General features: G+C 24.3%; 32 protein-coding genes, 1 tRNA gene and 3 pseudogenes. 21 read left to right on the top strand and 15 right to left on the bottom strand.

The features are described from left to right. Positions 1-239 precede the first annotated feature (239 nt). The 7 genes and pseudogenes from AC6I4F_RS08215 (at position 240) to AC6I4F_RS08185 (ending at position 5,868) form a co-directional block, all read left to right on the top strand. On the top strand, positions 240-878 hold the full coding sequence (locus AC6I4F_RS08215) for a hypothetical protein (protein WP_497873543.1): 639 nt from the start codon (positions 240-242) through the stop codon (positions 876-878). Beyond that, positions 859-1,110 (top strand): hypothetical protein, encoded by a 252-nt coding sequence (locus AC6I4F_RS08210; RefSeq protein WP_497873542.1) that lies wholly within the window; start codon positions 859-861, stop codon positions 1,108-1,110. Before AC6I4F_RS08215 ends, AC6I4F_RS08210 begins: the two co-directional genes overlap by 20 nt. A 138-nt stretch (positions 1,111-1,248) precedes the next feature. Beyond that, a complete protein-coding gene (locus tag AC6I4F_RS08205; RefSeq protein ID WP_497873541.1) occupies positions 1,249-2,541 on the top strand; it encodes a hypothetical protein in 1,293 nt (430 codons plus the stop codon). Between the two features lie 330 nt (positions 2,542-2,871). Then, positions 2,872-3,780 (top strand): hypothetical protein, encoded by a 909-nt coding sequence (locus AC6I4F_RS08200; RefSeq protein ID WP_497873540.1) that lies wholly within the window; start codon positions 2,872-2,874, stop codon positions 3,778-3,780. 45 nt (positions 3,781-3,825) lie between these two features. Further along, entirely contained in the window at positions 3,826-4,002 is a 177-nt protein-coding gene (locus tag AC6I4F_RS08195; protein ID WP_497873539.1) for a lipoprotein, read from the top strand. Next, positions 3,974-4,273, top strand: a complete 300-nt coding sequence (locus AC6I4F_RS08190) for a hypothetical protein (RefSeq protein WP_497873538.1) — start codon at positions 3,974-3,976, stop codon at positions 4,271-4,273. The genes AC6I4F_RS08195 and AC6I4F_RS08190 overlap by 29 nt, the downstream gene beginning before the upstream one ends. Positions 4,274-4,622: 349 nt before the next feature. Further along, positions 4,623-5,868 (top strand): annotated as a pseudogene (locus AC6I4F_RS08185) (IS256 family transposase). A 176-nt stretch (positions 5,869-6,044) separates the two neighbouring features. Here the strand turns inward: AC6I4F_RS08185 and AC6I4F_RS08180 are convergent. The 6 genes and pseudogenes from AC6I4F_RS08180 to AC6I4F_RS08155 form a co-directional block, all read right to left on the bottom strand. Continuing rightward, entirely contained in the window at positions 6,045-6,170 is a 126-nt protein-coding gene (locus AC6I4F_RS08180; RefSeq protein WP_497873537.1) for a hypothetical protein, read from the bottom strand. 93 nt (positions 6,171-6,263) lie between these two features. After that, a pseudogene (locus AC6I4F_RS08175) lies at positions 6,264-6,353 on the bottom strand (FAD-binding domain-containing protein); the annotation flags it as partial. A 241-nt stretch (positions 6,354-6,594) separates the two neighbouring features. After that, on the bottom strand, positions 6,595-6,888 hold the full coding sequence (locus AC6I4F_RS08170; protein ID WP_497873536.1) for a hypothetical protein: 294 nt from the start codon (positions 6,886-6,888) through the stop codon (positions 6,595-6,597). A 28-nt stretch (positions 6,889-6,916) separates the two neighbouring features. Then, on the bottom strand, positions 6,917-7,300 hold the full coding sequence (locus AC6I4F_RS08165; RefSeq protein WP_497873535.1) for a hypothetical protein: 384 nt from the start codon (positions 7,298-7,300) through the stop codon (positions 6,917-6,919). Positions 7,301-7,302: 2 nt separating this feature from the next. Next, the gene (locus tag AC6I4F_RS08160; protein WP_497873534.1) at positions 7,303-7,575 is read right to left on the bottom strand and encodes a hypothetical protein; all 273 of its coding nucleotides are present in this window, start codon (positions 7,573-7,575) and stop codon (positions 7,303-7,305) included. A 164-nt stretch (positions 7,576-7,739) separates the two neighbouring features. Further along, the gene (locus tag AC6I4F_RS08155; protein ID WP_497873533.1) at positions 7,740-7,934 is read right to left on the bottom strand and encodes a hypothetical protein; all 195 of its coding nucleotides are present in this window, start codon (positions 7,932-7,934) and stop codon (positions 7,740-7,742) included. A gap of 1,124 nt (positions 7,935-9,058) precedes the next feature. On the opposite strand from AC6I4F_RS08155, the gene AC6I4F_RS08150 reads away from it, so the two are divergent. Both AC6I4F_RS08150 and AC6I4F_RS08145 read left to right on the top strand, forming a co-directional pair. Beyond that, positions 9,059-9,135 (top strand) — tRNA-His (locus AC6I4F_RS08150). Between the two features lie 158 nt (positions 9,136-9,293). Then, entirely contained in the window at positions 9,294-9,830 is a 537-nt protein-coding gene (locus AC6I4F_RS08145) for a DUF402 domain-containing protein (RefSeq protein ID WP_497873532.1), read from the top strand. Positions 9,831-9,891: 61 nt separating this feature from the next. On the opposite strand, the gene AC6I4F_RS08140 is transcribed toward AC6I4F_RS08145, so the two are convergent. Next, positions 9,892-10,113, bottom strand: a complete 222-nt coding sequence (locus AC6I4F_RS08140) for a hypothetical protein (protein WP_497873531.1) — start codon at positions 10,111-10,113, stop codon at positions 9,892-9,894. A gap of 436 nt (positions 10,114-10,549) precedes the next feature. Then, entirely contained in the window at positions 10,550-10,777 is a 228-nt protein-coding gene (locus AC6I4F_RS08135; RefSeq protein WP_497873530.1) for a hypothetical protein, read from the bottom strand. Positions 10,778-10,910: 133 nt separating this feature from the next. Between AC6I4F_RS08135 and AC6I4F_RS08130 the strand changes: the two genes are divergently transcribed. The 5 genes and pseudogenes from AC6I4F_RS08130 (at position 10,911) to AC6I4F_RS08110 (ending at position 12,994) form a co-directional block, all read left to right on the top strand. Next, positions 10,911-11,078, top strand: a complete 168-nt coding sequence (locus AC6I4F_RS08130; protein WP_497873529.1) for a hypothetical protein — start codon at positions 10,911-10,913, stop codon at positions 11,076-11,078. A gap of 72 nt (positions 11,079-11,150) precedes the next feature. Further along, positions 11,151-11,405, top strand: a complete 255-nt coding sequence (locus AC6I4F_RS08125) for a hypothetical protein (RefSeq protein WP_497873528.1) — start codon at positions 11,151-11,153, stop codon at positions 11,403-11,405. Further along, on the top strand, positions 11,374-11,514 hold the full coding sequence (locus tag AC6I4F_RS08120; protein ID WP_497873527.1) for a hypothetical protein: 141 nt from the start codon (positions 11,374-11,376) through the stop codon (positions 11,512-11,514). Before AC6I4F_RS08125 ends, AC6I4F_RS08120 begins: the two co-directional genes overlap by 32 nt. Before the next feature lie 125 nt (positions 11,515-11,639). Then, a pseudogene (locus AC6I4F_RS08115) lies at positions 11,640-12,758 on the top strand (IS256 family transposase); the annotation flags it as partial. 59 nt (positions 12,759-12,817) lie between these two features. Then, positions 12,818-12,994 (top strand): hypothetical protein, encoded by a 177-nt coding sequence (locus AC6I4F_RS08110; RefSeq protein WP_497873526.1) that lies wholly within the window; start codon positions 12,818-12,820, stop codon positions 12,992-12,994. A gap of 80 nt (positions 12,995-13,074) precedes the next feature. Here AC6I4F_RS08110 and AC6I4F_RS08105 read toward each other — a convergent pair whose 3' ends face one another. The 4 genes from AC6I4F_RS08105 to AC6I4F_RS08090 form a co-directional block, all read right to left on the bottom strand. Next, positions 13,075-13,488: an HAD family acid phosphatase gene (locus AC6I4F_RS08105; protein WP_497873525.1), complete on the bottom strand. Its 414-nt coding sequence runs from the start codon at positions 13,486-13,488 to the stop codon at positions 13,075-13,077. A gap of 132 nt (positions 13,489-13,620) precedes the next feature. Then, entirely contained in the window at positions 13,621-13,776 is a 156-nt protein-coding gene (locus tag AC6I4F_RS08100; protein WP_497873524.1) for a hypothetical protein, read from the bottom strand. Positions 13,777-14,174: 398 nt separating this feature from the next. Beyond that, positions 14,175-14,351 carry a hypothetical protein gene (locus tag AC6I4F_RS08095; protein WP_497873523.1) on the bottom strand — a complete coding sequence of 59 codons (177 nt, stop codon included), beginning with the start codon at positions 14,349-14,351 and terminating at the stop codon, positions 14,175-14,177. Positions 14,352-14,417: 66 nt separating this feature from the next. Further along, on the bottom strand, positions 14,418-15,089 hold the full coding sequence (locus tag AC6I4F_RS08090) for a hypothetical protein (protein WP_497873522.1): 672 nt from the start codon (positions 15,087-15,089) through the stop codon (positions 14,418-14,420). Positions 15,090-15,139: 50 nt separating this feature from the next. On the opposite strand from AC6I4F_RS08090, the gene AC6I4F_RS08085 reads away from it, so the two are divergent. Continuing rightward, a complete protein-coding gene (locus tag AC6I4F_RS08085) occupies positions 15,140-15,406 on the top strand; it encodes a hypothetical protein (protein ID WP_497873521.1) in 267 nt (88 codons plus the stop codon). A gap of 26 nt (positions 15,407-15,432) precedes the next feature. Here the strand turns inward: AC6I4F_RS08085 and AC6I4F_RS08080 are convergent, their stop codons facing one another. Both AC6I4F_RS08080 and AC6I4F_RS08075 read right to left on the bottom strand, forming a co-directional pair. After that, on the bottom strand, positions 15,433-15,627 hold the full coding sequence (locus AC6I4F_RS08080; RefSeq protein WP_497873520.1) for a hypothetical protein: 195 nt from the start codon (positions 15,625-15,627) through the stop codon (positions 15,433-15,435). Positions 15,628-15,665: 38 nt separating this feature from the next. Further along, a complete protein-coding gene (locus AC6I4F_RS08075) occupies positions 15,666-16,181 on the bottom strand; it encodes a hypothetical protein (protein WP_497873519.1) in 516 nt (171 codons plus the stop codon). A 179-nt stretch (positions 16,182-16,360) separates the two neighbouring features. Between AC6I4F_RS08075 and AC6I4F_RS08070 the strand changes: the two genes are divergently transcribed. Continuing rightward, on the top strand, positions 16,361-16,612 hold the full coding sequence (locus AC6I4F_RS08070; protein ID WP_497873518.1) for a hypothetical protein: 252 nt from the start codon (positions 16,361-16,363) through the stop codon (positions 16,610-16,612). A 94-nt stretch (positions 16,613-16,706) separates the two neighbouring features. Here the strand turns inward: AC6I4F_RS08070 and AC6I4F_RS08065 are convergent, their stop codons facing one another. Next, positions 16,707-17,480 (bottom strand): IS1595 family transposase, encoded by a 774-nt coding sequence (locus tag AC6I4F_RS08065; RefSeq protein WP_497873517.1) that lies wholly within the window; start codon positions 17,478-17,480, stop codon positions 16,707-16,709. A 198-nt stretch (positions 17,481-17,678) separates the two neighbouring features. On the opposite strand from AC6I4F_RS08065, the gene AC6I4F_RS08060 reads away from it, so the two are divergent. From AC6I4F_RS08060 to AC6I4F_RS08040, 5 genes are all read left to right on the top strand, one after another. Further along, entirely contained in the window at positions 17,679-19,034 is a 1,356-nt protein-coding gene (locus AC6I4F_RS08060) for a BMP family ABC transporter substrate-binding protein (RefSeq protein ID WP_497873516.1), read from the top strand. Positions 19,035-19,364: 330 nt separating this feature from the next. Continuing rightward, positions 19,365-20,672: a BMP family ABC transporter substrate-binding protein gene (locus AC6I4F_RS08055; RefSeq protein ID WP_497873515.1), complete on the top strand. Its 1,308-nt coding sequence runs from the start codon at positions 19,365-19,367 to the stop codon at positions 20,670-20,672. A 17-nt stretch (positions 20,673-20,689) separates the two neighbouring features. After that, positions 20,690-22,270, top strand: coding sequence for an ABC transporter ATP-binding protein (locus tag AC6I4F_RS08050; RefSeq protein WP_497873514.1), 1,581 nt, complete (start codon positions 20,690-20,692; stop codon positions 22,268-22,270). Then, complete coding sequence (locus tag AC6I4F_RS08045) at positions 22,263-24,341, top strand: ABC transporter permease (RefSeq protein WP_497873513.1); 2,079 nt, start codon at positions 22,263-22,265, stop codon at positions 24,339-24,341. The genes AC6I4F_RS08050 and AC6I4F_RS08045 overlap by 8 nt, the downstream gene beginning before the upstream one ends. Beyond that, positions 24,307-25,227: an ABC transporter permease gene (locus AC6I4F_RS08040; RefSeq protein WP_497873512.1), complete on the top strand. Its 921-nt coding sequence runs from the start codon at positions 24,307-24,309 to the stop codon at positions 25,225-25,227. The genes AC6I4F_RS08045 and AC6I4F_RS08040 overlap by 35 nt, the downstream gene beginning before the upstream one ends. The last annotated feature ends 13 nt before the right edge of the window (positions 25,228-25,240 follow it).

The raw sequence follows: 25,240 nt of genomic DNA, 5'->3' as shown, positions 1-25,240 counted from the left end.
TTCCATTAAAAATTTATGAAATTAAAAATCCATTTAATTATATACCTATTTTTGAAATAACAAATTTACCAATAATAAATTTATATGGTAATGCAACTACTTTAAATGCTTATCCAGATTGTACACCAGTATGAGATTTAATTTGAGATTTAAATCTTGTAATTAGACAAAAAAGATTAGAAAGAGAATTAAATGTTACTACTTTATTTGCTACATTAGATAATGAAACAGTTAAAGAAATGCAAGAAAATGGTAATATTGCAGAAAATCCTAAAAAAGATATGTTTGTTAATGTTGGTAGTGCTGGATATGATAAAAATGGTAATGGTGGTATGCAAATTATTCAAGGTGACCCAAAATTTAATGAATATTGATTAGATTATAATGGTACTGCTAAAGCAATATTTAATGGTGCTGGTTATGATTATGATGAACATGGTAATGATGTTTATACTAATAAAACACAAAGTATGTTTAATAATAAATATGATATGGAAAATACAGAAATAAAAATAGCATTTTATAGTGCTTATTTTTATCGTATATTTGATTTATTACTTATTAGTGAAAATTTATGAAATGGTATTGGAGAAAGACCTTATAGTTTTAAATTTATTCCAATTGCTATGACTGACCAAATAGTACAAGACCAAATTATTAATTCAAGATTAAATAATGGCACAATGACAATAATTGAAGCAATTAGTGAATATGATAATATTGACCAATTAATGGCTGAAAATAAATTAGAAAATATTATTAATGAAAATCAAAAATTAAATAAAGATTTAGGAGATAATGAAAATGAGCAGACATCAACAAATACAATTAATGAAACACGCTCACATGAGATTAAAGATGAAACAAATATTAATTAAAAGACAATTACATTGAAAAATATTTCCATTTATTATAAATAATGGTGCAATTCCTTTAACTGAAACTGGTTATAAACCAATTAATAGTAAAATAAGTGATTTTGGTCAATATGAATTAATATTAACAGGTAATACTCCAGTTTTATGTATTTGAAAAAATAGTACAAAAATATATCAAAAAAATAAAGGTAAAATTGACCCAGTAACTCATAAAGTTACAGGTCAAGATTAATTTTATACAAAACAATATAAAATTGGTGATTATTGAAATTCTTATTTAATTGATGATACAAGTGGTGTTGATTTTAGTAATTTACCAAATAATCAAATATTTAAAACAGTACAAACTAAAAGACAATATACTTTAGTAATGTCTGAAGAACATATTACAATTGATGATTATTTACAATTTTTTTGTGTATTTAATGATGAAAATGAAAATATTGTTGGTAATAGTGGTAAAAATCAAGATAGACAATTATTATATATTTCAAATGTAACAAATTATTATAGTCCTTATAATGGTGCATTTAGTATGCAAGTTTTAACTTTTAGTAGTTTAAATGATAGAGTAGTTTCTAGTGGTCAAAATACACTTGATTTTGTACAATATGCAAGCCCGGGTAGTGGTTATGATTTTCCTACTATTCAAAAAGGAAAAGTAACATTAAATCGTACTTTAATGAAAGATATAGGAGTAAGATATAGTCATAGACAAAGTTATGGATTAGAATTATTATCAAGTTGTTATTATTATGGAAGACCAATAATACAAGGTCAAGAACGAATACAACAAAATAATGAAGAAATATTTGAAAGTAAGGTATTTGCTTCAAGAAGATTATTTATTGCTGGTAATAATGAAAAATCTACAACTAATATTAAAAATAATGGTGGTTTACTTGCTGGTATAAATGATAAAATAACAACAATTAGTCATCCAGAAACAACATTTTATAATATTATGGATGCTAAACCTACTGGATTTACTAATTTTAAAAATTTTACAGAATGATTAAAAACTTCATTAAATTTTCAAGATAATTTATTTGTAACAAAAGATTTTAAAGGTATGCTTTCTTTTGATAAAGATAAAGCAAGATTAAGTAATGGTACATCAGTAGGAGAATCTAAATTCTTTTGAGATAGTGAATGAAATATAAATAATTTAACGGGTAATTATAATGTTGATATGAGTAGTAATTTTAAATATAAAGACCCAGATACACATTTAATTATAGGAAGTCCAACTGTTGATTATAGTAAAATATCACAAAAATATATGTCAGCAATATTAAATTTTAATAGTGTTGTATTTTCTCCATTAATACAAATGCCTTATGATAGTAATCAATGATTACCTTTTGCATTAAGTGATATTCCTTTAATTGGTAAATTATTAAATTCTTTAACATTAGGTATATGAAGTAGTTGAGTTATTACTCAAAATATTCAACAATATAAAAAAATGTTATATTTTAATGGTTTTATGAGTGCATTTTTTACAAGTAATTTAGAAAGTATTATTGGTAATGGTGGTTTAATTCCATTAAATGTATTTACAAATAATAATGATTTTACTATCGGTAAATTATTAGGTGCTAATGTTTCAACAACTGCTATGACATTGAAATTAAGTGATAGAATAAGTGTTTATCCATAAAACCCTACTACTGGTAAGAAATTATAAATTAAAGAACAAATATCAACTGTTGATTTATCACAAAAGAAAAATAATAAAGTTTATATTTTAGCAGAAGATAATGAATTTTTAGATATTGCTTCACCATTTACAAATGAAGATACTGAATGTCAATGAAATCCTACAAGTAATGGTGTAATTGATGGTTTAAATTATGCTTATATTATTGATACAATTGTAACTCAATCATTACATCAAGGTGAAGAAAGACATACATTTTATAGTGATAATCCTTTTACTTATCAAGGTGATTATAATGAAATAGCAGTTGCACAATTTCGTTATAATAATATGGGTTATTTAACTGGTAATGCTTTTAATTGAACAACTTTGTATAAATTAAATCATGATGAATATTCAGAAAGTGAAGAAACTACTTTTAGTTATCCAGCAAAAATATTACCACCAAGTCCTCAAAATATAGCAAAACAAATTGTAATAATTCCAAAAAATCCAAGTATAGAAGTTAATATACCACAAACAGTTATTTTTTCTAATAATTTTTGATTTTCTAAATTAATATGAGATTATAATTCATGAGTAGAAAATATAGTTCCTAAAATCAAACCATTAGAAATAAATATTAATTTTAAAGATTATTTAGACCCTAAATTATTAATTAATAATTTTAATTATTTAAAGAGATATTATAAAAGCATAGATGTATATTTAAGTTATGAATACGAAACAGAAGAATGATTTAATCTTGAATTAAGTAGTTCTTTTACAACAGAAAACTTTAACCCATCTAAATCTCAAACTTTTGTTTTTTCAAGAGAATTAAAAGAATTAGCAATATACAATCAACCATTAAAGTTAAAACATTATGAAGATAATAAAATAACATATCAAGGATATCATCAAGGATTATATGCTGGATACTGAGGTAACGGTAAAATAGGATTAGAAATTAATAGAAATGAATATAATTTATATAGTATTGAAAATACTTATATGCAATCTAAAATTGATGATTATATTGTTGCACAAAGCATTGAAAATAAAAAAGATACAATGTTAGGATTTTTTGATTTTTATGATAAAGAATTTAATTTAATTGTCCAATTATTTCCAAATATCATGCAATTAGATCTTGCGCTTTTTAGTGAAAAAGATATTTTAAGACCAATAACACAATATATAAGATATTATAAATACTATAAATTAACTATTTCAAAAATAGTATTTAATCCTAGATAATGTGCTATAATAAAAACCATTAATGATAAGTAGGTGAATAATTTCATGAAAAAATTAATTATAATTTTAACAACAATAATTTTATCAAGTACATCTAGTGCTAGTATAATTGCTTGTAATAATAATCCAGATGTTTTACCACAAAAATATGATATATTTTTTAGTGAAATTAAAGAAATTAATGTTGAAACATTTGACAAAAAAATCTTTTATTTTCTTTAAAATTGATAAAAAAAATATTATTGGTAAAACTTCTATACCGGATGATATAAATTATCTTTATGAAAAAGCAAAATATGTTTATTTTGTTGTAAATAATAATAGTAATTTAAAACAAATTTTAAATGTATATAAACTTAATGAAAACTCTACAAAAAAAGAAATAAAAGATAAATTATCTAATACTGTTATTAAAAATGCTAATATTAATGTTTCTAAAAATGGTTCTCCTTATTTTAATATTATTGTAAATTCTTTTTCAGGAAAAATATAAAATAATATTTTTCCACAATCTTAAATAATGTATAATATAAAAGTACTTACTTAGGTAAGTATAATTCATTCTGTATATGATTAGTTTGGCACCTAATTAAAAAGTTACCAATAGGTAACTTTTTTTGTTTATATTTTTATAAACTTGTTATATTACTTGTAGAGAAATTAGGTTTATTATCAATTGATAAATGTTGTTCATGATTTATAGATTTTGTAAAATCATCATTTCATAGATTTTCTTTTTCAAATTCATGGTAATGTTTAGTAATCTGTGTAACTTACAAAAATAACTATGTTTAATTAATTCTAGTAAATAAAATTAAATAACTAGAAAGAGTGAGTTACGTATGTCTAAAAAACAAAATATTAATAATAATGATCAAATATCAAAAGCAGTAGATTTATTATTAGAAAATACTGATGATTTAACAACCGTATTTAAAGAGGGAGGTTTATATAAAGAATTAACAAAAAGATTAGTTGAAAAAATGTTCAATTCTGAAATGAAAAATTATTTAGGATATGAAAAAAATCAACATAATAATATTGATAATGCTCGCAATGGTATAAATTCAAAAAAATTAATAACCCAACAAGGTAAAATTGAGATTAATGTACCACGAGATCGTAATAGTAATTTTGAGCCAGTAATAGTTGCAAAAAGACAAAGAAGATTTGATGGTTTTGATCAACAAGTTCTTTCATTATATGCCAAAGGCATGACTTTATCAGATATTAGAATGCAGTTACAAGAGTTATATCATGGTGCTGATATTAGTGAAAGTGTTATTAGTCAAATTACTGATGATGTTATTGATGATGTTAAAGCATGACAAAATCGGCCATTAGAAAGTGTTTATCAGATTGTTTATTTTGATTGTATAGTAGTTAAAGTACGACAAGATAAACGCATTATTAACAAATCAGTTTATATAGCATTAGGAGTTGATTTAGAAGGTAAAAAAGATGTTTTAGGTTTATGAATTAGTGAAAATGAAGGTTCTAAGTTTTGATTATCTAATTTCACAGAAATGAAAAATCGAGGCTTAAATGATATTCTTATTGCTTGTAGTGACAATTTAACAGGAATGTCAGAAGTCAGAAGCAATACAATCAGTTTATCCTAAAACCGAACATCAATTATGCATAGTTCATCAAATTAGAAATAGTTTAAAATATGTTTCATACAAACATAAAAAATCACTAGTTACAGATTTAAAACCAATTTATAGTGCATGTCGTTAAGAACAAGCAATGCAAGCTTTAGAAACTTTTGAAAGTAAATGAAATAAACAATATCCTCAAATTGCTAAATCGTGATATAAAAATTGAGATAATTTAATGGTTTTTATTAGTTATCCTGCAGAAATCAAAAGAGTGATTTATACAACAAATGCTATTGAATCTGTTAATAGTCAATTACGAAAAGTTATTAGAAATAAAAAAGTTTTTCCAAATGATATGGCATTTTTCAAAATATTTTACTTAGCAATTGAAAATATAACAAAAAAATGAACAATGCCCATTCAAAATTGAAATACAGCAATTTCTCATTTTATGATAAAATTTGAAGATAGAATTAATCTAAACTAGTAAATTTGTAAAACAAAGATACACAGATTATTAAAAAGCCTCAATATTATCATTAGTCAAAGTCTCTGTTTTTTATTTTTTCAATTAATAAATTTAAAAAACTATAATGGATTTTTTTAGTTAATTTAAGTCTCTCAAAAATTATTATATTTTTAATATATTCAAGTAATTTTTCTTTATTCATGATTTAACCTTTCTTTCCTAACTCTTTTATTTTGTTTTTTTTTACATAAGTTATTACATTTATGAGCAAAAACTCTACCATAACCACATTTATTATTTTTTTTAATTTTTATTATCATTATCAAATTCACCATTTTTTATAGATTGTATAATAGTTAAAATAATTGCTTTTGCTCCTCAATTATCATCAGTAATTTTTAAAAATTCATCTAATTTTTTACTAAATAAGAACCACAAATCATACGTACACGGTTATGCATAGTACCATAATTATTTAATTCATTCATTCCAGCATCAATTTCTTTTATATTTGGGTTTTTAAAACAATTTTTACAATTTGGTCAATTATAATTTTCTTTACAAAATTTACACGTTTTCATTATTATTCTCCTTATTTTTATTATGATTAGCAATTTCACTTAATATTTTCAATACTTTATATTCATTTTTTAATTCTTTAATAATAAATATTAAAATTATTATTAGTGTTATAGATGTTATTAATATTGGTACTATTAATAAATTTTTTCATAATATCAGTTTTTACTCTTTTCATTTTTTAAATCATTTAATATTTATTGAACAAAATGCACGATTTTTAGGAATGTTTAAAGTATTAAAGATTTGACCAGTTACTATAATTTCATCATTTTTGTTTAATAAAATACATCGTTTATAAAATTTTGGGTTATTAAAAATTAAAGTAACATAGTTTAATCCATTTCATTGACCTCTAACACTATAATATAATTCTTTATTACCTTTTTCGTAATATTTTGATTCAATAGCATTACTTATTTTTACTGTTAATTTCACATAATTGGATTTATCTTTCATTTTTATAATTCCTTATAATTGGGTTTGCTTATACGCATCTTGTTCATTTTATATTTCCTTGATAATTTGGTATTTTATCTTTATTTTTTGGATGGTTTTCTTGATAATCTCAATTCATAATATCTTGTACTAATACCATTAATGCACCAATAATTTTAGGTGTTGCTAAGGGATTGGTTAATAATTGTTTTGGGTTTAAATAAAAATTTTCTACACTTACTAATACTTTTTTATTATTTAAAAATTTCTTAAAATATTTTAATTTTTCTTTATAAATATTTTTACATTCTAAAATAGTTTTTACTTGGAATGTTTCATGAAAAATAATATTATTAGTTTCATTTGAATATATAACAATTCCATTATTGCCAATACCAGCTGGGTCAATACCAATCTTTATTTCATATTGCATTATTAATCAAATTCTCCATTTTTAATTTCATCTCTTAATTTAATAATAAATCCGAATGGAGTTAAACCTTGTGTATCACCAATATAAAAGGTTTCATAATCAAGTATTCTATTAATTATTTTTTCTTTATATTCATTAATTACTTCTTTTTTAAAAACTTCTCTTAATTTTTCTATATTATTTAAATGTTCTTTTATTATTTCTTGATTACGTTTTTTATTATATTCATTAATAATTTCTTGGTCTTTATAAGAAATTGGTTTTTGTTTATTCATATTTATACCTCCTACTTAACCTAACATTTAAAATACAGTCATAAAAAATTGCTTTATTATTTTTATCTCTTAAAAAGTTTCATCTTGTTTTTATATCATTAGTATTAAAGAATAAATAATCTAATTTATGTTGTTTACATGTTCAACAAAAATACTTTTTCATTTTATTTACCTACATTTTCTTGTTTTTTATCAATAATATAATCAATGGTTATATTTCTATAATTATTAAAATGAGTTTTACATAATCATAATTTTGTATCTTTTTTAATTGAACAAACATATATTTCTTTATTACTATTATTATTTTTACAACCATAACTATCACAATATCATAGTCATTCATAATCATTGCTCATTATTAAATTACCTTACTTACTTTCCTAATATGTTATGTTGCTTCTAGCATAAAGAACATATATTTTGATTTTTAGATTATTAATAATACTACTATTATTTTTATTAATTCCAGCAATTCTGGGCTCAAAAAAAATAAAAAATAAAACCAACACTTGCTCACTTGGTAGTGGCAAGGTTGGTTAAATAAAGAATAATGGTTGGTCCCTACAACAGGTCTATATATACTAGTTTCCAATCCGCTCCCACCCCAAGGATTACCATTAAATGGTTAGTATATTTTATTAGGTATCACTCCACTTTTTATTTATCCATGCAAGTCCACATGCTAGCCACTATTTTGAACAACTGTGTTGTGGTTCACTTTTTTAATTCCTTAACACGTGTTGATAATAGTATTAAAGAAAGTTATTAAAAATTTTAAAATTTTACAATTACAAAAAAAGACAAGATTATTTCTTGTCTTTTCCTTAATAACTTTGATAATAATTTTTTTTAAATATATATTTTTTAAAATACGTCGAATATAAATTTAAATTTAAGGGTTAAAGAGAGTAATTTTGTCTAATTTTCATTATTTTTCAAATAATTCATTTTTGGAAATAAGTTACTAATATAATAATTAATTATTTCGTAAATTTGACAACCGTTCAAATGTATATTATAACTTTTTCAAAGTTTTAATAATAAGATTAATAAGATATATAAATTAAAATTATATAAATTATACCAATTTTAAATTTTTTTTAAATCTGTAAATCAGGGTAGTTGTTTTGTTTTTGGTGTTCTTAATTAAAATTAATTGAGAAAGGAATGAGTATATTGCTAAATTTTTAATCATAAGTATTAGTATCTAAATTACTTGTAAGTTAGTATTATCAATAAAGTTTGATTAATAAATTGATTTAATAAGATATTATCTATTACATTTTATGCGTTTTATTAAGGGCATAAAACTTTATTTTAAATTGTGTTCTAATTGTTAATAGTAGCATTGTTTTTTATTATTGTTACTGTTATATATGAAAATTAGATGATTATTTTTGTAGTTTTATGAAAAAAAATATTAAAAACTGATAAATTTATTGTATAATATTTAACAGTTTTACTTATAGAAACTAATATGGCGACTGTGGCGTAGCGGTCTAGCGCATCAGTTTGTGGAACTGACATTCGCGGGTTCGAATCCCGTCAGTCGCCCCATTTAATAAAATTATGTTTTTTTTACTACTCCTTTTTGGAGTTTTTTCTTTTTTAAATAAATATTATTATAAATTTATTTTTCGCTTTTTATTTACTAAATAAATAATGGTATAATTATTATGTTTTATGATTTGCAGAAAGTTGAGGTTTAAATGTATATGTACCTTAAAGAAGGGCAAATACTTTCAATTCATGCATATAAGCATAATGGCGATTTATATCGTAGTTGAAATAATTCAATTGTTTTAGAAGATACTGAAAAATATTTAGTTTTAGTAAATGAGAATGTAACAATTACTGAAATTAATGGTCGTAAATGAACAACCGTTGATCCAGCAATTTGGTTATTTTTTAAAAATGATTGATACAATATTATTTGTATGATTCGTAATGATGGTGTTCATTATTATTGTAATATTGCCAGTCCCTTTATTTTAGATTCGCAAACAGTTAAATACATTGATTATGATTTAGATGTTAAAGTATTTCCTAATCGTTCTTATAAACTGTTAGATTTGAAAGAATTTAAAACTAATCGTCGAATATGAAAGTATCCAATACCTTTACAAAAAATATTATGACAAAATATAAATAAATTAAAAAAAGGAATTAAAAAAAATGAAATTAATTTATTTAATGATGATGTAATTTTAAATTATTGAAAAAATTACCAAAACCAAAGTTTACAAAAATAGTAAGAACATATGTTCTTACTATTTTTTATATTAAAACTTTTTATAATTAAATTAAATTTTTTTATAAAATAGGTAATTTTTTTGCATAATTATGTTCTCTCATAATACTGTTTATATTACTTTTTTTACTTTTATTTTCAATACCATTATTTATATTTTGAATATCTATATCATTAAATTGTATGTTTTTTTTGTAATTATGATAATTAATAGCATATGTTCTTAATTTTTTTATTTCTTTAAACATTAATTTTTTTATTTCTTGTTCAATTTCTTTATTCATTTTTTACTCCTTTTAAAAATAAAAATTTATTTACTTTAAGAAACAAAGTAAATAGGTTAAAAACAATATTTAGTTTATAGTTATTTTTAACATCTTTTTGAAAATTTACAATTAATATATATATATATATATATCAAATATATTAATTTTATTTAGAGATTGAATATTAATTTTTGTAAATTATTTTCATATATTTTCATATTTTTTTGAAATAATGTTTTAGTAAATTTAATCAATTATCTAAATTAGAACCATATTTTTTTTCTAAATCTCATAAAAAATTACCATATACATCATTACCACCAACCAGTAAATAAGTTTCTTTTCAATTAATTTTTCCTTCTTCTAGTTTAATTTCTTTTACAAAACCAAGGTTTTTTAGATCACTATCAATTAAACTATTTTTTTCATTTTCTTTTCAATAATGTTCTATTATTTATCCATTTTCATTTTTTGTAAATCAAAATTCATCTCCCACTTTACCAATTAAGTTATTAAAATTTTTATTATTTATTAATTCATTTTTTAATGATATTTTATCAATTAATTTTGAATTAGTTAAATTAGAATGAAAATCATTAATGTTATCACCCAATCTCATTACAATATGTGATGGTACATTTTTTATTGGTACTAAATCTTTTTCTCAATTTTTTATTTGCATACTATTTTTATCTTTTGATGATAATTTAAATTTTTTATTATTAATATAATTAGGAAATTATCCCCGCATGTACTAGTGTGGAGGAAAAAATGAATTGAAATGAATTCAATAGCATATTTCAAAATGAAAACGATTGTTTGAAATATATAGCGAAGTTGAAAGTAATGAAATGATCAGGTGTGCTTCTTCTAGTTTGAATGTTTCTGATTTAAGAAGAATAAGATGTTTGAAATGTCATCAAACATTTAGTATTCTTCATGACACCATTTTTCACAAGTCACAAACATCTTTTCCATCTTAGTTTTATTTCATCTTTAGATGAATAAACACCAAACATGGAATTCCATCAACAGATGTTGCAAGGGAATTGGGTGTGACATATAAAACAGTTTGAAGAATGGGTCATGAAATCAGAACTAGAATTTGGAATCAAGATGCATGGTTCATTGATGATGGCACAGCACAGATTGATGAAATGTATCTTTCACATGTAGGTTTTATTCAACAAGGATTTTCCTTGTTGAATAAAACCTTGATTGTTGGAGTTTATGAGAAAACCAGCAACAAACTAATTGTGAAAGTATTGAAAAAAGCAGATGAGAAAAAAACTTTTATGATTTGCATTTAAACACATTTCTACTGGGTGTTGTCTATTTACGGATTCTTGGAAGGGATATGGAAGTTTCAAAAACTTCTATCACAAACATGAAATCGTAAATCATGAAGGTAATGTTTAGTAATCTGTGTAACTTACAAAAATAACTATGTTTAATTAATTCTAGTAAATAAAATTAAATAACTAGAAAGAGTGAGTTACGTATGTCTAAAAAACAAATACTAATAATAATTCATCGAATACTGAACAAAAAGATTAGTTGAAAAAATGTTGAATTCTGAAATGAAAAATTATTTAGGATATGAAAAAAATCAACATAATAATAGTGATAATGCTCGCAATGGTATAAATTCAAAAAAATTAATAACCCAACAAGGTAAAATTGAGATTAATGTACCACGAGATCGTAATAGTAATTTTGAGCCAGTAATAGTTGCAAAAAGACAAAGAAGATTTGATGGTTTTGATCAACAAGTTCTTTCATTATATGCCAAAGGCATGACTTTATCAGATATTAGAATGCAGTTACAAGAGTTATATCATGGTGCTGATATTAGTGAAAGTGTTATTAGTCAAATTACTGATGATGTTATTGATGATGTTAAAGCATGACAAAATCGGCCATTAGAAAGTGTTTATCCGATTGTTTATTTTGATTGTATAGTAGTTAAAGTACGACAAGATAAACGCATTATTAACAAATCAGTTTATATAGCATTAGGAGTTGATTTAGAAGGTAAAAAAGATGTTTTAGGTTTATGAATTAGTGAAAATGAAGGTTCTAAGTTTTGATTATCTAATTTCACAAAAATGAAAAATCGAGGCTTAAATGATATTCTTATTGCTTGTAGTGACAATTTAACAGGAATGTCAGAAGCAATACAATCAGTTTATCCTAAAACCGAACATCAATTATGCATAGTTCATCAAATTAGAAATAGTTTAAAATATGTTTCATACAAACATAGAAAATAACTATTTACAGATTTAAAACCAATTTATAGTGCATGTAGTGAAGAACAAGCAATGCAAGCTTTAGAAACTTTTGAAAGTAAATGAAATAAACAATATCCTCAAATTGCTAAATCGTGATATAAAAATTGAGATAATTTAATGGTTTTTATTATTTATCCTGCAGAAATCAAAAGAGTGATTTATACAACAAATGCTATTGAATCTGTTAATAGTCAATTACGAAAAGTTATTAGAAATAAAAAAGTTTTTCCAAATGATATGGAATTTTTCAAAATATTTTACTTAGCAATTGAAAATATAACAAAAAAATGAGCAATGCCCATTCAAAATTGAAATACAGCAATTGCTCATTTTATGATAAAATTTGAAGATAGAATTAATCTAAACTAGTAAATTTGTAAAACAAAGATACACAGATTATTAAAAATCCTCATCATGAAGTTGGGTATGTGTCATCAACAGGTGTAAACACAAACCAGATTGAATCTGCATGAAAACACATCCGACGAACTTTCCGAACACACATAAAAGTTTCAAAACACAATATTCATTTATATGCAAATGAAGCTGCATATAAATTCAATAAGATACCTAGTTTTGAAACTATAATTTTGTGTTTGATTTAGATACATGTGGGGATAATTTCCTAGATAGGCTTTTATCTTCATTTATGTGATAAAAGCCTATAATTAAAACGATTTTCTTTTTATATTAAATCTTTATAATTATTTGAATCATATTTAGTTACTCCTTTCATTCATCAAACATAACTATCAAGAAATGCCTTTGGATAATAATTATTTTCTAGTAGTTTTTTAGTTGGTATTGCTTCATCTCCATACTTGATATTTTCCCCTTGAAAACGATTTGAATCAAATAAAAAAATACCACCGCTTTTCCATACATGTTTAACAAATTCTAAAACTTCATTATAAAGTTTTTCTTCAAAATTTTCTTGATGATCAACTCATTTTTTAAATTCATAATCCATATCTTTCATTTTTGGATTAAAAAATTTATAAATTGAAAAACCAATATTATTTATGAATGTTTCATCGAAATCAGTAATAACAATAGGTACATATTTATTAGCTTCAATTTTTAATTCATTATAATGCACAGTATAATTTTTATCTTCTTCATCATTTTTGGCATTAGGTTTATTTGCGGTTGCGTAAATAACATCTAATGATAAATGTTTTATTTGCTTCTATAACATCATCATACTGTTTTATTGCTGCACGAAAAGTATTTAATAAGGATATTTTTTTTCTGCTGATTCTTGTCAAATTATTGATTGTCCCACTTTTAAATCATAAATATTGTTATTTTTATAACATCCAATAGCGCTTAAACTTGTACTTGTAATAATTATTAAACCACTTATTATTTTTAATATTTTTTTCATGTTTTTTCTCCTTTTAAAAATAAAAACCTATTTACTTTGTTTCTCAAAGTAAATAGGTTAAAAACTATATTTAGTTTGTAGTTTTTTTAATATTTTTTTTGAAATTTTACAATCAATAAAGATAATATATTTATTTTTAAAATTTAAAAGACAAGATATAATTATTTTTAACTATTTAAATTACGTATTATTGTTGATTTATATTGGCTAAATGTTAAGATAAATGTAAAATTAGATACTTAATTATTAATTACATTTAGTTTTTAATAATTTTAATAATTTTAAAAATGATTGATAAATAAAATTGTTGTTGGCTTTTATCCCTTTATGTACTATTTTTAAATTTTATCACATAAATGGAGATAAAAGCCTATCTAGGAAATTATCCCCACATGTATCTAAATCAAACACAAAATTATAGTTTCAAAACTATGTATCTTATTGAATTTATATGCAGCTTCTTTTGCATATAAATGAATATTGTGTTTTGAAACTTTTATGTGTGTTCAAAAAGTTCGTCGGATGTGTTTTCATGCAGATTCAATCTGGTTTGTGTTTACACCTGTTGATGACACATACCCAACTTCATGATTTACGATTTCATGTTTGTGATAGAAGTTTTTGAAACTTCCATATCCATTTTAATAATCCGTAAATAGACAACACCCAGTAGAAATGTGTTTCAATGCAAATCATAAAAGGTTTTTCTCATCTGCTTTTTTCAATACTTTCACAATTAGTTTGTTGCTGGTTTTCTCATAAACTCCAACAATCAAGGTTTTATTCAACAAGGATCTTCCTTGTTTTTTAAAAACTACATGTGAAAGATACATTTCATCTATCTGTGCTGTGCCATCATTAATGAACCATGCATCTTGATTCCAAATTCTAGTTCTGATTTCATGACCCATTCTTCAAACTGTTTTATATGTCACACCCAATTCCCTTGCAACATCTGTTGATGGTATACCATGCTTTGTGTTTATTCATCTAAAGATTAGATAAAACCAAGATGTCAAAGGTGTTTGTGACTTGTGAAAAATGGTGTCATGAAGAATACTAAATGTTTGATGACATTTCAAACATCTTATTCTTCTCAAATCAGAAACATTCAAACTAGAAGAAGCACACCTGATACATTTCATTACTTTCAACTTCGCTATATATTTCAAACAATCATTTTCATTTTGAAATATGCTATTGAATTCATTTCAATTCATTTTTTCATCTGCACTAGTACATGTGGGGATAATTTCCTTATTGTTTATAGATTTTAAATTTTTTTTGCATAAGATGTTAAAAATAAAGTACAAATATTTTACTAGAAATATTGCGAAATAATAATTATAAAGAGGTAAAAAGGATGTTAAAATTTTCAAAAACATTATCTAACATTGGTATTTATCTACTTTTGACAACATTAATGCCGGTAATAGTTATTTCTATAATTATGATTTCTTTAAAAGAATTAATGGAAAGTTCTTATGAATTATTATGGAAGTTTGGAAAATGATTACAAGAAGTTTTTGATTCTGGATTAAGTACTATTCAATGATTAGGATGAATTATATTGATAGTTTGTCTAACAACTTATGGTATTCTTATATTTATTTTAGTTATGATAAATTAAAGAAAAGCATTTGAACAAAGAATTGGTTATATTCTTGGTTTAGTAATTGGAGTTGCTTCAATTGTTGTTACATTATTACCATTAATTATTGTTAGTATTGCTAGTCTTAGCAATGGAGTAATAACTTTAGTATTAGGATTATCATTTGTTTTTATTGGATTGAATGGTGGTTTAGTTGCTTGTGGATCATTATTTGGTTTAATTAGTGCAAAAAAAAACATTATAAATTTATGAGATGCAAAGAAAAAGTAGATTATATCTACTTTTTATTATTTATATATTTACTTCATGGTAATTGTAAATTTGTTAATGTATAATGCATTAATTGTCGATGTATGCTAATAATTAAAACGTTAAATATTGTTACAATAAGTAAAATTCATCAATGATCGTTTAAAGTATTAAAATAATCAAGTTTGCTTTTAAAAACGGCAGTTTCAACTAACATAAATAATGCATTTAAAATGAAAAAAATTAATCAACCAAAACTAAATAGAATAATTAGATAACGACAAAATTTAGTTTGAAAAGTACTACCTTTGACTTTAATTTGATAAACCGTTTCATAAGTATAATGATTAATAGAAAAAGCAAACAAAATTAATAGAATTAAACTATTTATGCCAACTATTAATAAAATATTAATTATTTTTTTGCTAGTAGTATTTATTAAAATTGAACCTATTATTATAAATATAATTTGAACAATTAATCACAAAATGCTAACATAAAAAAAACTTTTTTTTGTTCAGTATTTAATTAATTCATTTTCCATTTTGTATCACCATATTAATTTTAGTATATTTTATGCAAATATAGAATAAAATTTATCTTTTTATAATTTTTCATAACATAATAAGTTTGGGAATAACTAAAATTAGAGAGGTCAATGAAATGGCAATTGAAGTAGAAATTAGGCGTATACGTCTAAGACTTGGTTGAACGCAAGCATATTTGGGGAAATTAGTAGGTGTTCGTCAAGCAACAATTAGTAGAATTGAGAGTAATGCTAAAAATTCTTCATGAGGAATAATTCATAAAATTCTTTTAGCATTATTAGTAGATATGAATGATATAAAAGGTTTTACGCATGATTTTGTATTAAAAGAAAATGATTTTGAACTATTTATTAAACTGTTAATGGCTAATTCACAATTAAAAACTAATATTTTATATAATCCTGTTCATTGCGCACGAATCATATAATAGAGGAAGGCTTTTATCCCTTTATGTACTATTTTTAAATTTTATCACATAAATGGAGATAAAAGCCTATCTAGGAAATTATCCCCACATGTATCTAAATCAAACACAAAATTATAGTTTCAAAACTAGGTATCTTATTTAATTTATATTCAGCTTCATTTGCATATAAATGAATATTGTGTTTTGAAACTTTTATGTGTTTTCGGAAAGTTCGTCGGATGTGTTTTCATTCAGATTCAATCTGGTTTGTGTTTACACCTGTTGATGACACATACCCAACTTCATGATTTACGATTTCATGTTTGTGATAGAAGTTTTTGAAACTTCCATATCCCTTCCAAGAATCCGTAAATAGACAACACCCAGTAGAAATGTGTTTCAATGCAAATCATAAAAGGTTTTTCTCATCTGCTTTTTTCAATACTTTCACAATTAGTTTGTTGCTGGTTTTCTCATAAACTCCAACAATCAAGGTTTTATTCAACAAGGATTTTCCTTGTTGAATAAAACCTACATGTGAAAGATACATTTCATCTATCTGTGCTGTGCCATCATAAATGAACCCTGCATCTTTATTCCAAATTCTAGTTCTGATTTCATGACCCATTCTTCAAGCTGTTTTATATGTCACACCCAATTCCCTTGCAACATCTGTTGATGGTATACTATGCTTTGTGTTTATTCATCTAAAGATGATATAAAACCAAGATGTCAAAGGTGTTTGTGACTTGTGAAAAATGGTGTCATGAAGAATACTAAATGTTTGATGACATTTCAAACATCTTATTCTTCTCAAATCAGAAACATTCAAACTAGAAGAAGCACACCTGATACATTTCATTACTTTCAACTTCGCTATATATTTCAAACAATCGTTTTCATTTTGAAATATGCTATTGAATTCATTTTAATTAATTTTTTCCTCCACACTAGTACATGAGGGGATAATTTCCTAGAGGAATTATTAATTTTGATGAAAAATATGGTAAAAATAAAGTATAAAAAAATTGTAAATAAATATTAATATTTTTACTGTATTACATTTTTTTATTTATAGGAGAAATTTATGAAATATTTTTTAAAATTATTAATTATTACTTTGTTAATAAATAGTTCATCAGTAGGATTAATTGGATGTAGTATTCCTAGTGTTGGTGATATTTGAATAATTACTGATGGTGGTGATTTATTTGATAAAGCTTTTAATCAGCAAGTATTAGAAGGTTCAAAAGAGTTTACTAAAACATTTAATGATAATCGTATTATGATTAGTAATTTACCCGGTAATGAAGTTTGAAAAACTTTCAAAATGAAAACACGTTGAATTATTTCACGAGATAGTACTGTTTCAACTTTACAAAATAATTATAATTTAGCAACATTTGCTGGTGCTAAAACAATTATTGTTGTTGGGTTTAATCATCTTGGTGCATTAACACCAGCTATTCAAAATCAATATAAAAAGTTAGGTGTTCGTTTTATTTTAGTTGATGCTAAATTAGAAAAACCAGTTGATGTAGCGTGTTTAAGTTATTCAGAAGAACAATCAGGGTTTTTATCAGGATTAGCAGGAGCAATATGATTAGTTGCTAATCATGAAACATATGATAATGGTTTAAAAATGTCAACTTTTGGTGGTTTACCAGCTGATACTATTGTTAGTTATATGATGGGTTATTATTGAGGTGTATATTATTTTAATAAATATCGTAATAGCAATGATAATTTATTGGAAATGACTAATGCCATTAGAATTAAAGAGGGTAAGGAAAAAATTGAAAAATGAACTAATAAATTTGATATTCATTTTGATAAAATTGCTAAACAATTTACAGGTAGTTTTGAATCTGGTACAAAATCATCAAAAGCAATAACTTCACAATTAATTGATGGATATAAAGATGATATTGTAATGCCTGTTGCAGGAGCACAAACAATTGATTTAGTATCAGCTGTTAAAAACTCTACTACTAATAGCAAAGCAAAAATTATTGGTGTCGATGTTGATCAAAGTGTTCAATATAGTTATGCTAAAGATATTTTTATTACATCAGCTTTAAAAGGAATTCATAAGTCAGTTAATACTTGATTATGACATTCTTTTAATTTAGATTATAATAAGGATGATCAACATTCAGTTATTAAACCTATTAATGGTGAACAATACTTTGATGGCAGCATACCACAACCAGCATTAGGTGGTCAGCAATATCTTGGAATTGCTAATAATGATTCTATTAGTGCTATTTATAATAACTTAATTATTGATAGTAATGATTATTGACGTTTAGCACAAAAGGTAACTGATGCTTATAATAAATTAGTTGCTGATTTAGCTAATGATTCTACTCGTGATAAGTGAGAAAATGCTTGAAAAAATTATGTTGATGAAAGTGTTGAAAAGTATAAACCACAGTTTTAATAAAACTTTACTATATATTTTAAAAAATTTATAATTATTCTTGAATTTTTAAAGAATAAGTTTTATTATCTTATATAATGGTAGTTATGCCATTAAAGGAGAAACTAGTGTTTAGAGTTAATTGTGAAAATAAAAAAATAATTAATATTAAATACATATATACTGTATTTTTTAATAGTAAGTTATTCCCACCTATTTATTTTCAAAATTTATTTATACACAGTTTTATTTTATTTTGAATAATTGAATTAAGAAAGCAATGTTTTTGCTTTCTTTTTTTATATTTTTTATATAAATATTTATATATAATTGCAGGAGGAATATAATAGTATGCGTAAAATTTTTACTTTATTTAGTGCAATATCATTATCAGTAATAATGATATTACCAATCATTGCTTGCAATAGTCAGTTTAATGATCCAAATATTTATCGAATAACTGTTGTAACTGATGGACATACTATTAATGATGCTTCTTTTAATGAATCATCATATAATGCTGCTCTCAAGTTTAAACAAGAGTTTAATGATTGAACACATAGTGATTATGTTGATCCTCAATATAAAAATAAAAGAGTTGAGGTTTCTTGAGATAATCCCCAATTAACTAATACTGATGATTTAATGACATCATATAATAAAGCCATTTTCATAAATAGTAAAGTAATTATTGCTTCAGGATTTTTACATCATAATGCTTTGGTTAAAGCACAAAATACTATTTTAAAACATAAAGTGAAATTTATTTTTATTGATGGTGATACTCCAAATAAAGAAGTACCAAAATCTAATAAACAATTGGCTGGCTTACTTTACAAAGCAGAACAATCAGGTTTTTTAGCCGGATTGGCGGGGGCAATATGGTTAATTGCGCATGCTAATCAATATGGTGGCCTTGATAATTTAAAAATGTCAACCTATGGTGGACTTGATATTCCGGCAGTTACTAATTATATGTATGGTTATTATTGAGCCATACAGTTTTTTAATAATAAATTTAAAAATAAAGAAGATGAAGAAAAATTAATATCATGGGTTAAAATTTTAAATTCAGATTTTAAAGAACCATTACCAAATATTAAATTTACTAATTCAGGCACTCAATTTAGTGGTGATTTTATTCAAGGTTCAAAAGGTTCACAAGCAATTAATGATGATCTTGCTCGACAAAAAACTAATATTATTTTTCCAGTAGCAGGACCACAAACCGAAGATACTTTATCATCATTAAAAAAATCTGGTCAAGGTAAAATTATTGGTATTGATACAGATCAACAACTTCAATATCCACAATCTGCAGATAGGTTTATTACTTCTTCAGAAAAAGATTTAATTAGTTCAATTAAACTTATTCTCTGAAAATCAGTTGGTAAAACTAATCAGAATCCAGTGCATCCAACTGATCCAACTGCCGATCAAACATTTATTGATGATGCACCATACAGAGGTGGACCTAATTTTACTGGAATAGCACCAAATAAAGCAATTAAAGATGGTGATAAAGATATTTACACACCATTAATGACAGAAACTACTAATTGATTAGATAAAATTTCTGCTGGATGACAAAAAGTACTCAATTTAAAAGATCATTATTGAATTAATGGTATTAAAAAAGAATATGATCCATTTAAATAATTAAGAAGGGTGATAAAATGCAAGTAAATATTGAAAAACAGAACTTACAATATGCTGTTGAAATGGAAGGTATTACTAAAGTTTTTTTAGATACTATTATTGCTAACAATAATATTTCTATTAAAATTAAAAAAGGAGAAATTCATTCTTTGGTTGGTGAGAATGGTGCAGGTAAATCGACACTAATGTCAATCTTATTTGGACTATATCAACCAACAAAAGGTATTATTAAAATTAATGGTAAAGAAGTAGTAATATCAGGACCAATTAGAGCAGGTGAATTAGGTATTGGAATGGTACATCAACATTTTAAATTAGTTGATAACTTCACTATTTTACAAAATATTATTTTAGGTAGTGAACCAGTTCATAAATGACAGTGAATTAATTATAAAAAAGCAAAATCTAAAATTTTAGAAATTTCAAAAAAATATAAATTAGACATTAAACTTAATTTAAAAATTGAGAATGCTAGTGTTGGTATGCAACAACGTGTTGAAATTTTAAAAGTTCTTTATCGTGGTGCTAGTATTATTGTACTTGATGAACCAACCGCGGTTTTAACACCACAAGAAATTACTAGTTTATTAACAATTATTGAAGAACTTAGACGTGATGGCAAAACTATTATTTTTATTAGTCATAAATTAGAAGATGTTAAACAAGTTGCTGATAATGTTACAGTAATTCGTTTAGGTAAAGTTATTGAAACTTTTGAATCTAAGAGTAAAACTAAAAAAGAAATTGCTACTTTGATGGTTGGTAGAGATTTAGTTGATATTAGAAATCAAGGTAATGTTGTATTAGGGCCAGTATTATTAAAAATTGATAATTTATTTGTTCATAAAATTGGTAATAAGAAATCAATAATAGGTCTTTCTGATTTTAGTTTAGAAGTTAAGTCACGAGAAATTGTGGCTATTGCTGGTATTGAAGGTAATGGTCAAACCGAATTAATTTCAGCAATTACTGGTTTAATTAAGCCAGAAAAAGGTGATATTTTTTTTGGTAATAAGAATATGAAACACAGTTCAATTCAAAGTTTATATAAAAGCGGTTTAAGTCATATTCCTGAAGATCGTCATAAATATGGACTTGTTTTAGATTATAATGTTATTGATAATATGGTTTTACAAAATATTAGCGAATATCCTTTTTCTAAGCATGGTTTGATTCGCAGTAAAGCTATTCAATCTTATGCACAAAATATTATTAATAATTATGATGTTCGTGGTAGTAAAAGTGGTTTTGCTTTAGTTAGAGGCTTGTCGGGTGGTAATCAACAAAAAGCGGTTGTTGGTAGAGAATTAACAAGAAAACATACAATTTTAGTTGTTGCTCAACCAACACGTGGCTTGGATATTGGTGCTATTGAATATATTCATAGTCGTATTCTTGATGAAAAAAATGAAGGTAATGTAGTATTATTAATTTCTTATGAATTATCAGAAGTTATGTCATTAGCAGATCGAATTGTTGTTTTACATGCTGGTAAAATTACTGGTAATGTTAGTACTAAAAATGTTACTCGTGAACAGTTAGGATTAATGATGGCGGGACAAAAAATGTTAATGGAAGGAAATGAAGATAATGTTTAAACAAAAAACATGATTTTTAAAACGACGAAGTCGTTTATATCTTGGTTCAAAAGAAATGAATAGTAGTCTTACTAAATTTAAGGGTTCAATTTTTGCCATTATTTTTGGATTAATTATTGCTTGTTTTGTTATAATTGGTTCAGGTCAAAATGCTTTTACTTATTTTCAGTTGTTATTAACATATTCTTTTACAAGTTGGCCAGCTAATAATTGAGATAATACTTTAGTTTGATGAGCAATTTATATTGTAGCAGGATTAGCACTAGTTATTTCTTTCCGCTCAGGAATGTTTAATATTGGAGTTGCTGGTCAAATGTTAGCAGCAGGAGCTGTTGTTATCGCAATTGGTGTTCGTTATGACTTATCACAACCATTAGCTATAATTAGCGCGTTTTTTGCTGGAGTATTAGCAGCAATATTGGTGGCGTTGGTAACAGTGTTATTAAAAGTTTTTTTTAATGTTCATGAGGTTGTTACTTCTATTTTATTAAATTGAACAATTTGATATTTAGTAAAATGACTATTTAAAATCAATAAAGATTTATATGATGCTGATCACGGAACATCAGCAACTATTCATGATAGTATGAGTATGAGTATTAATGGTTATAATTGTATACTACCATTATTAATTTCTATTATTTTAATAATAACAGTTTGATTCTTATTGAAAAAAACAACTTTAGGTTATAAAATTCGAACAGTAGGTTTAAATCCATTTGCTGCGGTTTATAGTGGTATTAATCATAAACATTATTGCATAACATCATTTGTTATTTCAGGAGCATTAGTAGGAGTAATGGCTGTTATTTATTACATTGCCAAAAATCCTTCAATTAGTTTTTTAACTGATGATTTGCCGACTATTGGTTTTGATAGTATAGCTGTTGCTTTAGTTGGTCAAATTAATCCAATAGGTGTTGTGGGTTCTGCTTTTCTTTGAGGTTTAATTAAGAGCGGTGGTTCAATTGGTTCAGTATTAACATTACCAACAGCAACTGGTGATATTATTTTTGGTGTTATTATTTATTCAGCTGCCTGTGCAGTTTTATTATCTCGTTTACAGCCAATTAAATTTTTAATTCGTTATTTAAATATAGCCTTTGATGGAGAAAAACGAAAAGTTACAAATAGTTTTATTGCCAAGATGTACTATCATTTTATTGAAAATTTTAAAATAAAGAGACAATATAATAAGTTAAAATCAGATTTAATTAAAGAAAAAAATATTAAAATTAATCACTTAAAGATAGAATATAATAAATCACTATCAGATTATGAGTCAAAAGTTAAAAATTTAAAACAAAATCTTTCGCAAGAAATTAATAAAGTTAATAGTGATATCAACTTACAGTTACAAGCAGTTATTAATAATAAAAATGATAAAGTTGGTGTTAATTGAGCACAATTTTTCCAAGAAAATAAAGCTTTAAATCATTATATATATAAACAATATAATGCAATTTGAAAAAAAGGTAAAATTGGTAATTGAAATAATTTTCAACAAGAAATAAAAACGATTTATGGTGAAAGTTTAAATATGTATATTAATGAAAAAATGAAATATGAAAATAATGTTTATAACTATAAGCAAGATTTAATTCGAGAAATAACATTATTAAAAAAACAAAAAGAAATATTAGATAAGTCAAGAGTAAAAGACTTAAAATTAAATCTTTATCGAGAAATTAATAAATTGAAACAAGAATTAAGTGATGAATTAAAGTCATTAAAAAATCAAAAAGTTAAAACTGACGATAAAAAAATAAAAAAACAATTAATTTTAGCAAAACATCAACTTCAAACTAATTATAAAAATAATATTAAAGAGTTAATTAAAAATTATAAAATTAACAAACAGCAATTAAAAAGTCAAATTATCCCAATTAATAGTAATATTAATATATTAACCAAACAATTTACTAAAAAAGCGGAAATTGAAAAGACAACTTTTATTAATAAATTTACTGATATATTTAAAAATGAACAACAAGCAATTATGAAAATAAAAACCGAAAGAACAGGAGGAAAAGTTAATGGAAGCACTCAAAATAATTCTTGAACATTCTAGTTTAATTTTTGTTGTTTTAGTAGTTGGTGCATTATCTGGATTAATTTCAGAACGTGCTGGTGTTGTTAATATTGGTATTGAAGGAATGATGACAATTGGTGCTCTTGCTTTTTCTTCATTTGGGAAAAATATAGGTGTTAATTGAGGTAATTGATCACAAATTATTGCTTTATTAGTAGGTGGATTAGCGGGAATGGGATTTGCTTGTTTCCATGCTTTTGCATCAGTTACTTTAAAATCTGATCAAATTATTTCTGGCGTTGCAATTAATATTTTAGCAGCAGCAATTGCAGTTTTTGTTGTTCAGTTACCAGGGAATAATGGTTTTATTTCATTAACAAATATTTATCAATTACCAAAAATTGGTAATAATGAATTTTTTAATTTATATTTATTTTTAGCAATTATAGTTTTAGTAAGTATTGCTATTATTTTTAAATATACTAAATGAGGATTACATCATGTTGCGACTGGTGAAAATCCCAATGCAGTTGATGCTGCGGGAATTAATGTTATTAAAAAACGATATGTTGCTGTATTATTATCTGGTTTTTTAGCAGGACTTGCTGGTGGTATTTTTCCAATGTATGCTAGTCAAACTTTTCGTGGGACAGTTAGTGGAAATGGTTTTATTGCTTTAGCTATTTTAATTTTTGGACAATGAAGGGTACCATTGATTACAATTGGTGCTGCCTTATTTGCTATTGTTGAAACAACAGGTGCCAGAATTACGTTTTTACCAAATATTCCTCAATGAATATCAAGTAATTCTGATATATGGAATATATTGCCTTTTGTAACATCTTTATTAGTTTTAGTGTTTACATCAAAATGAAGTAAAACACCAAAAGCATTGGGTATTGCTTTCAATAAATCTAAACGATAAAATTAGTTATTAA

The organism is Spiroplasma ixodetis (genome assembly GCF_059729505.1).
The sequence above is the reverse complement of the archived record's forward strand: the minus strand, read 5'-3'. Positions and strand labels throughout refer to the sequence as shown.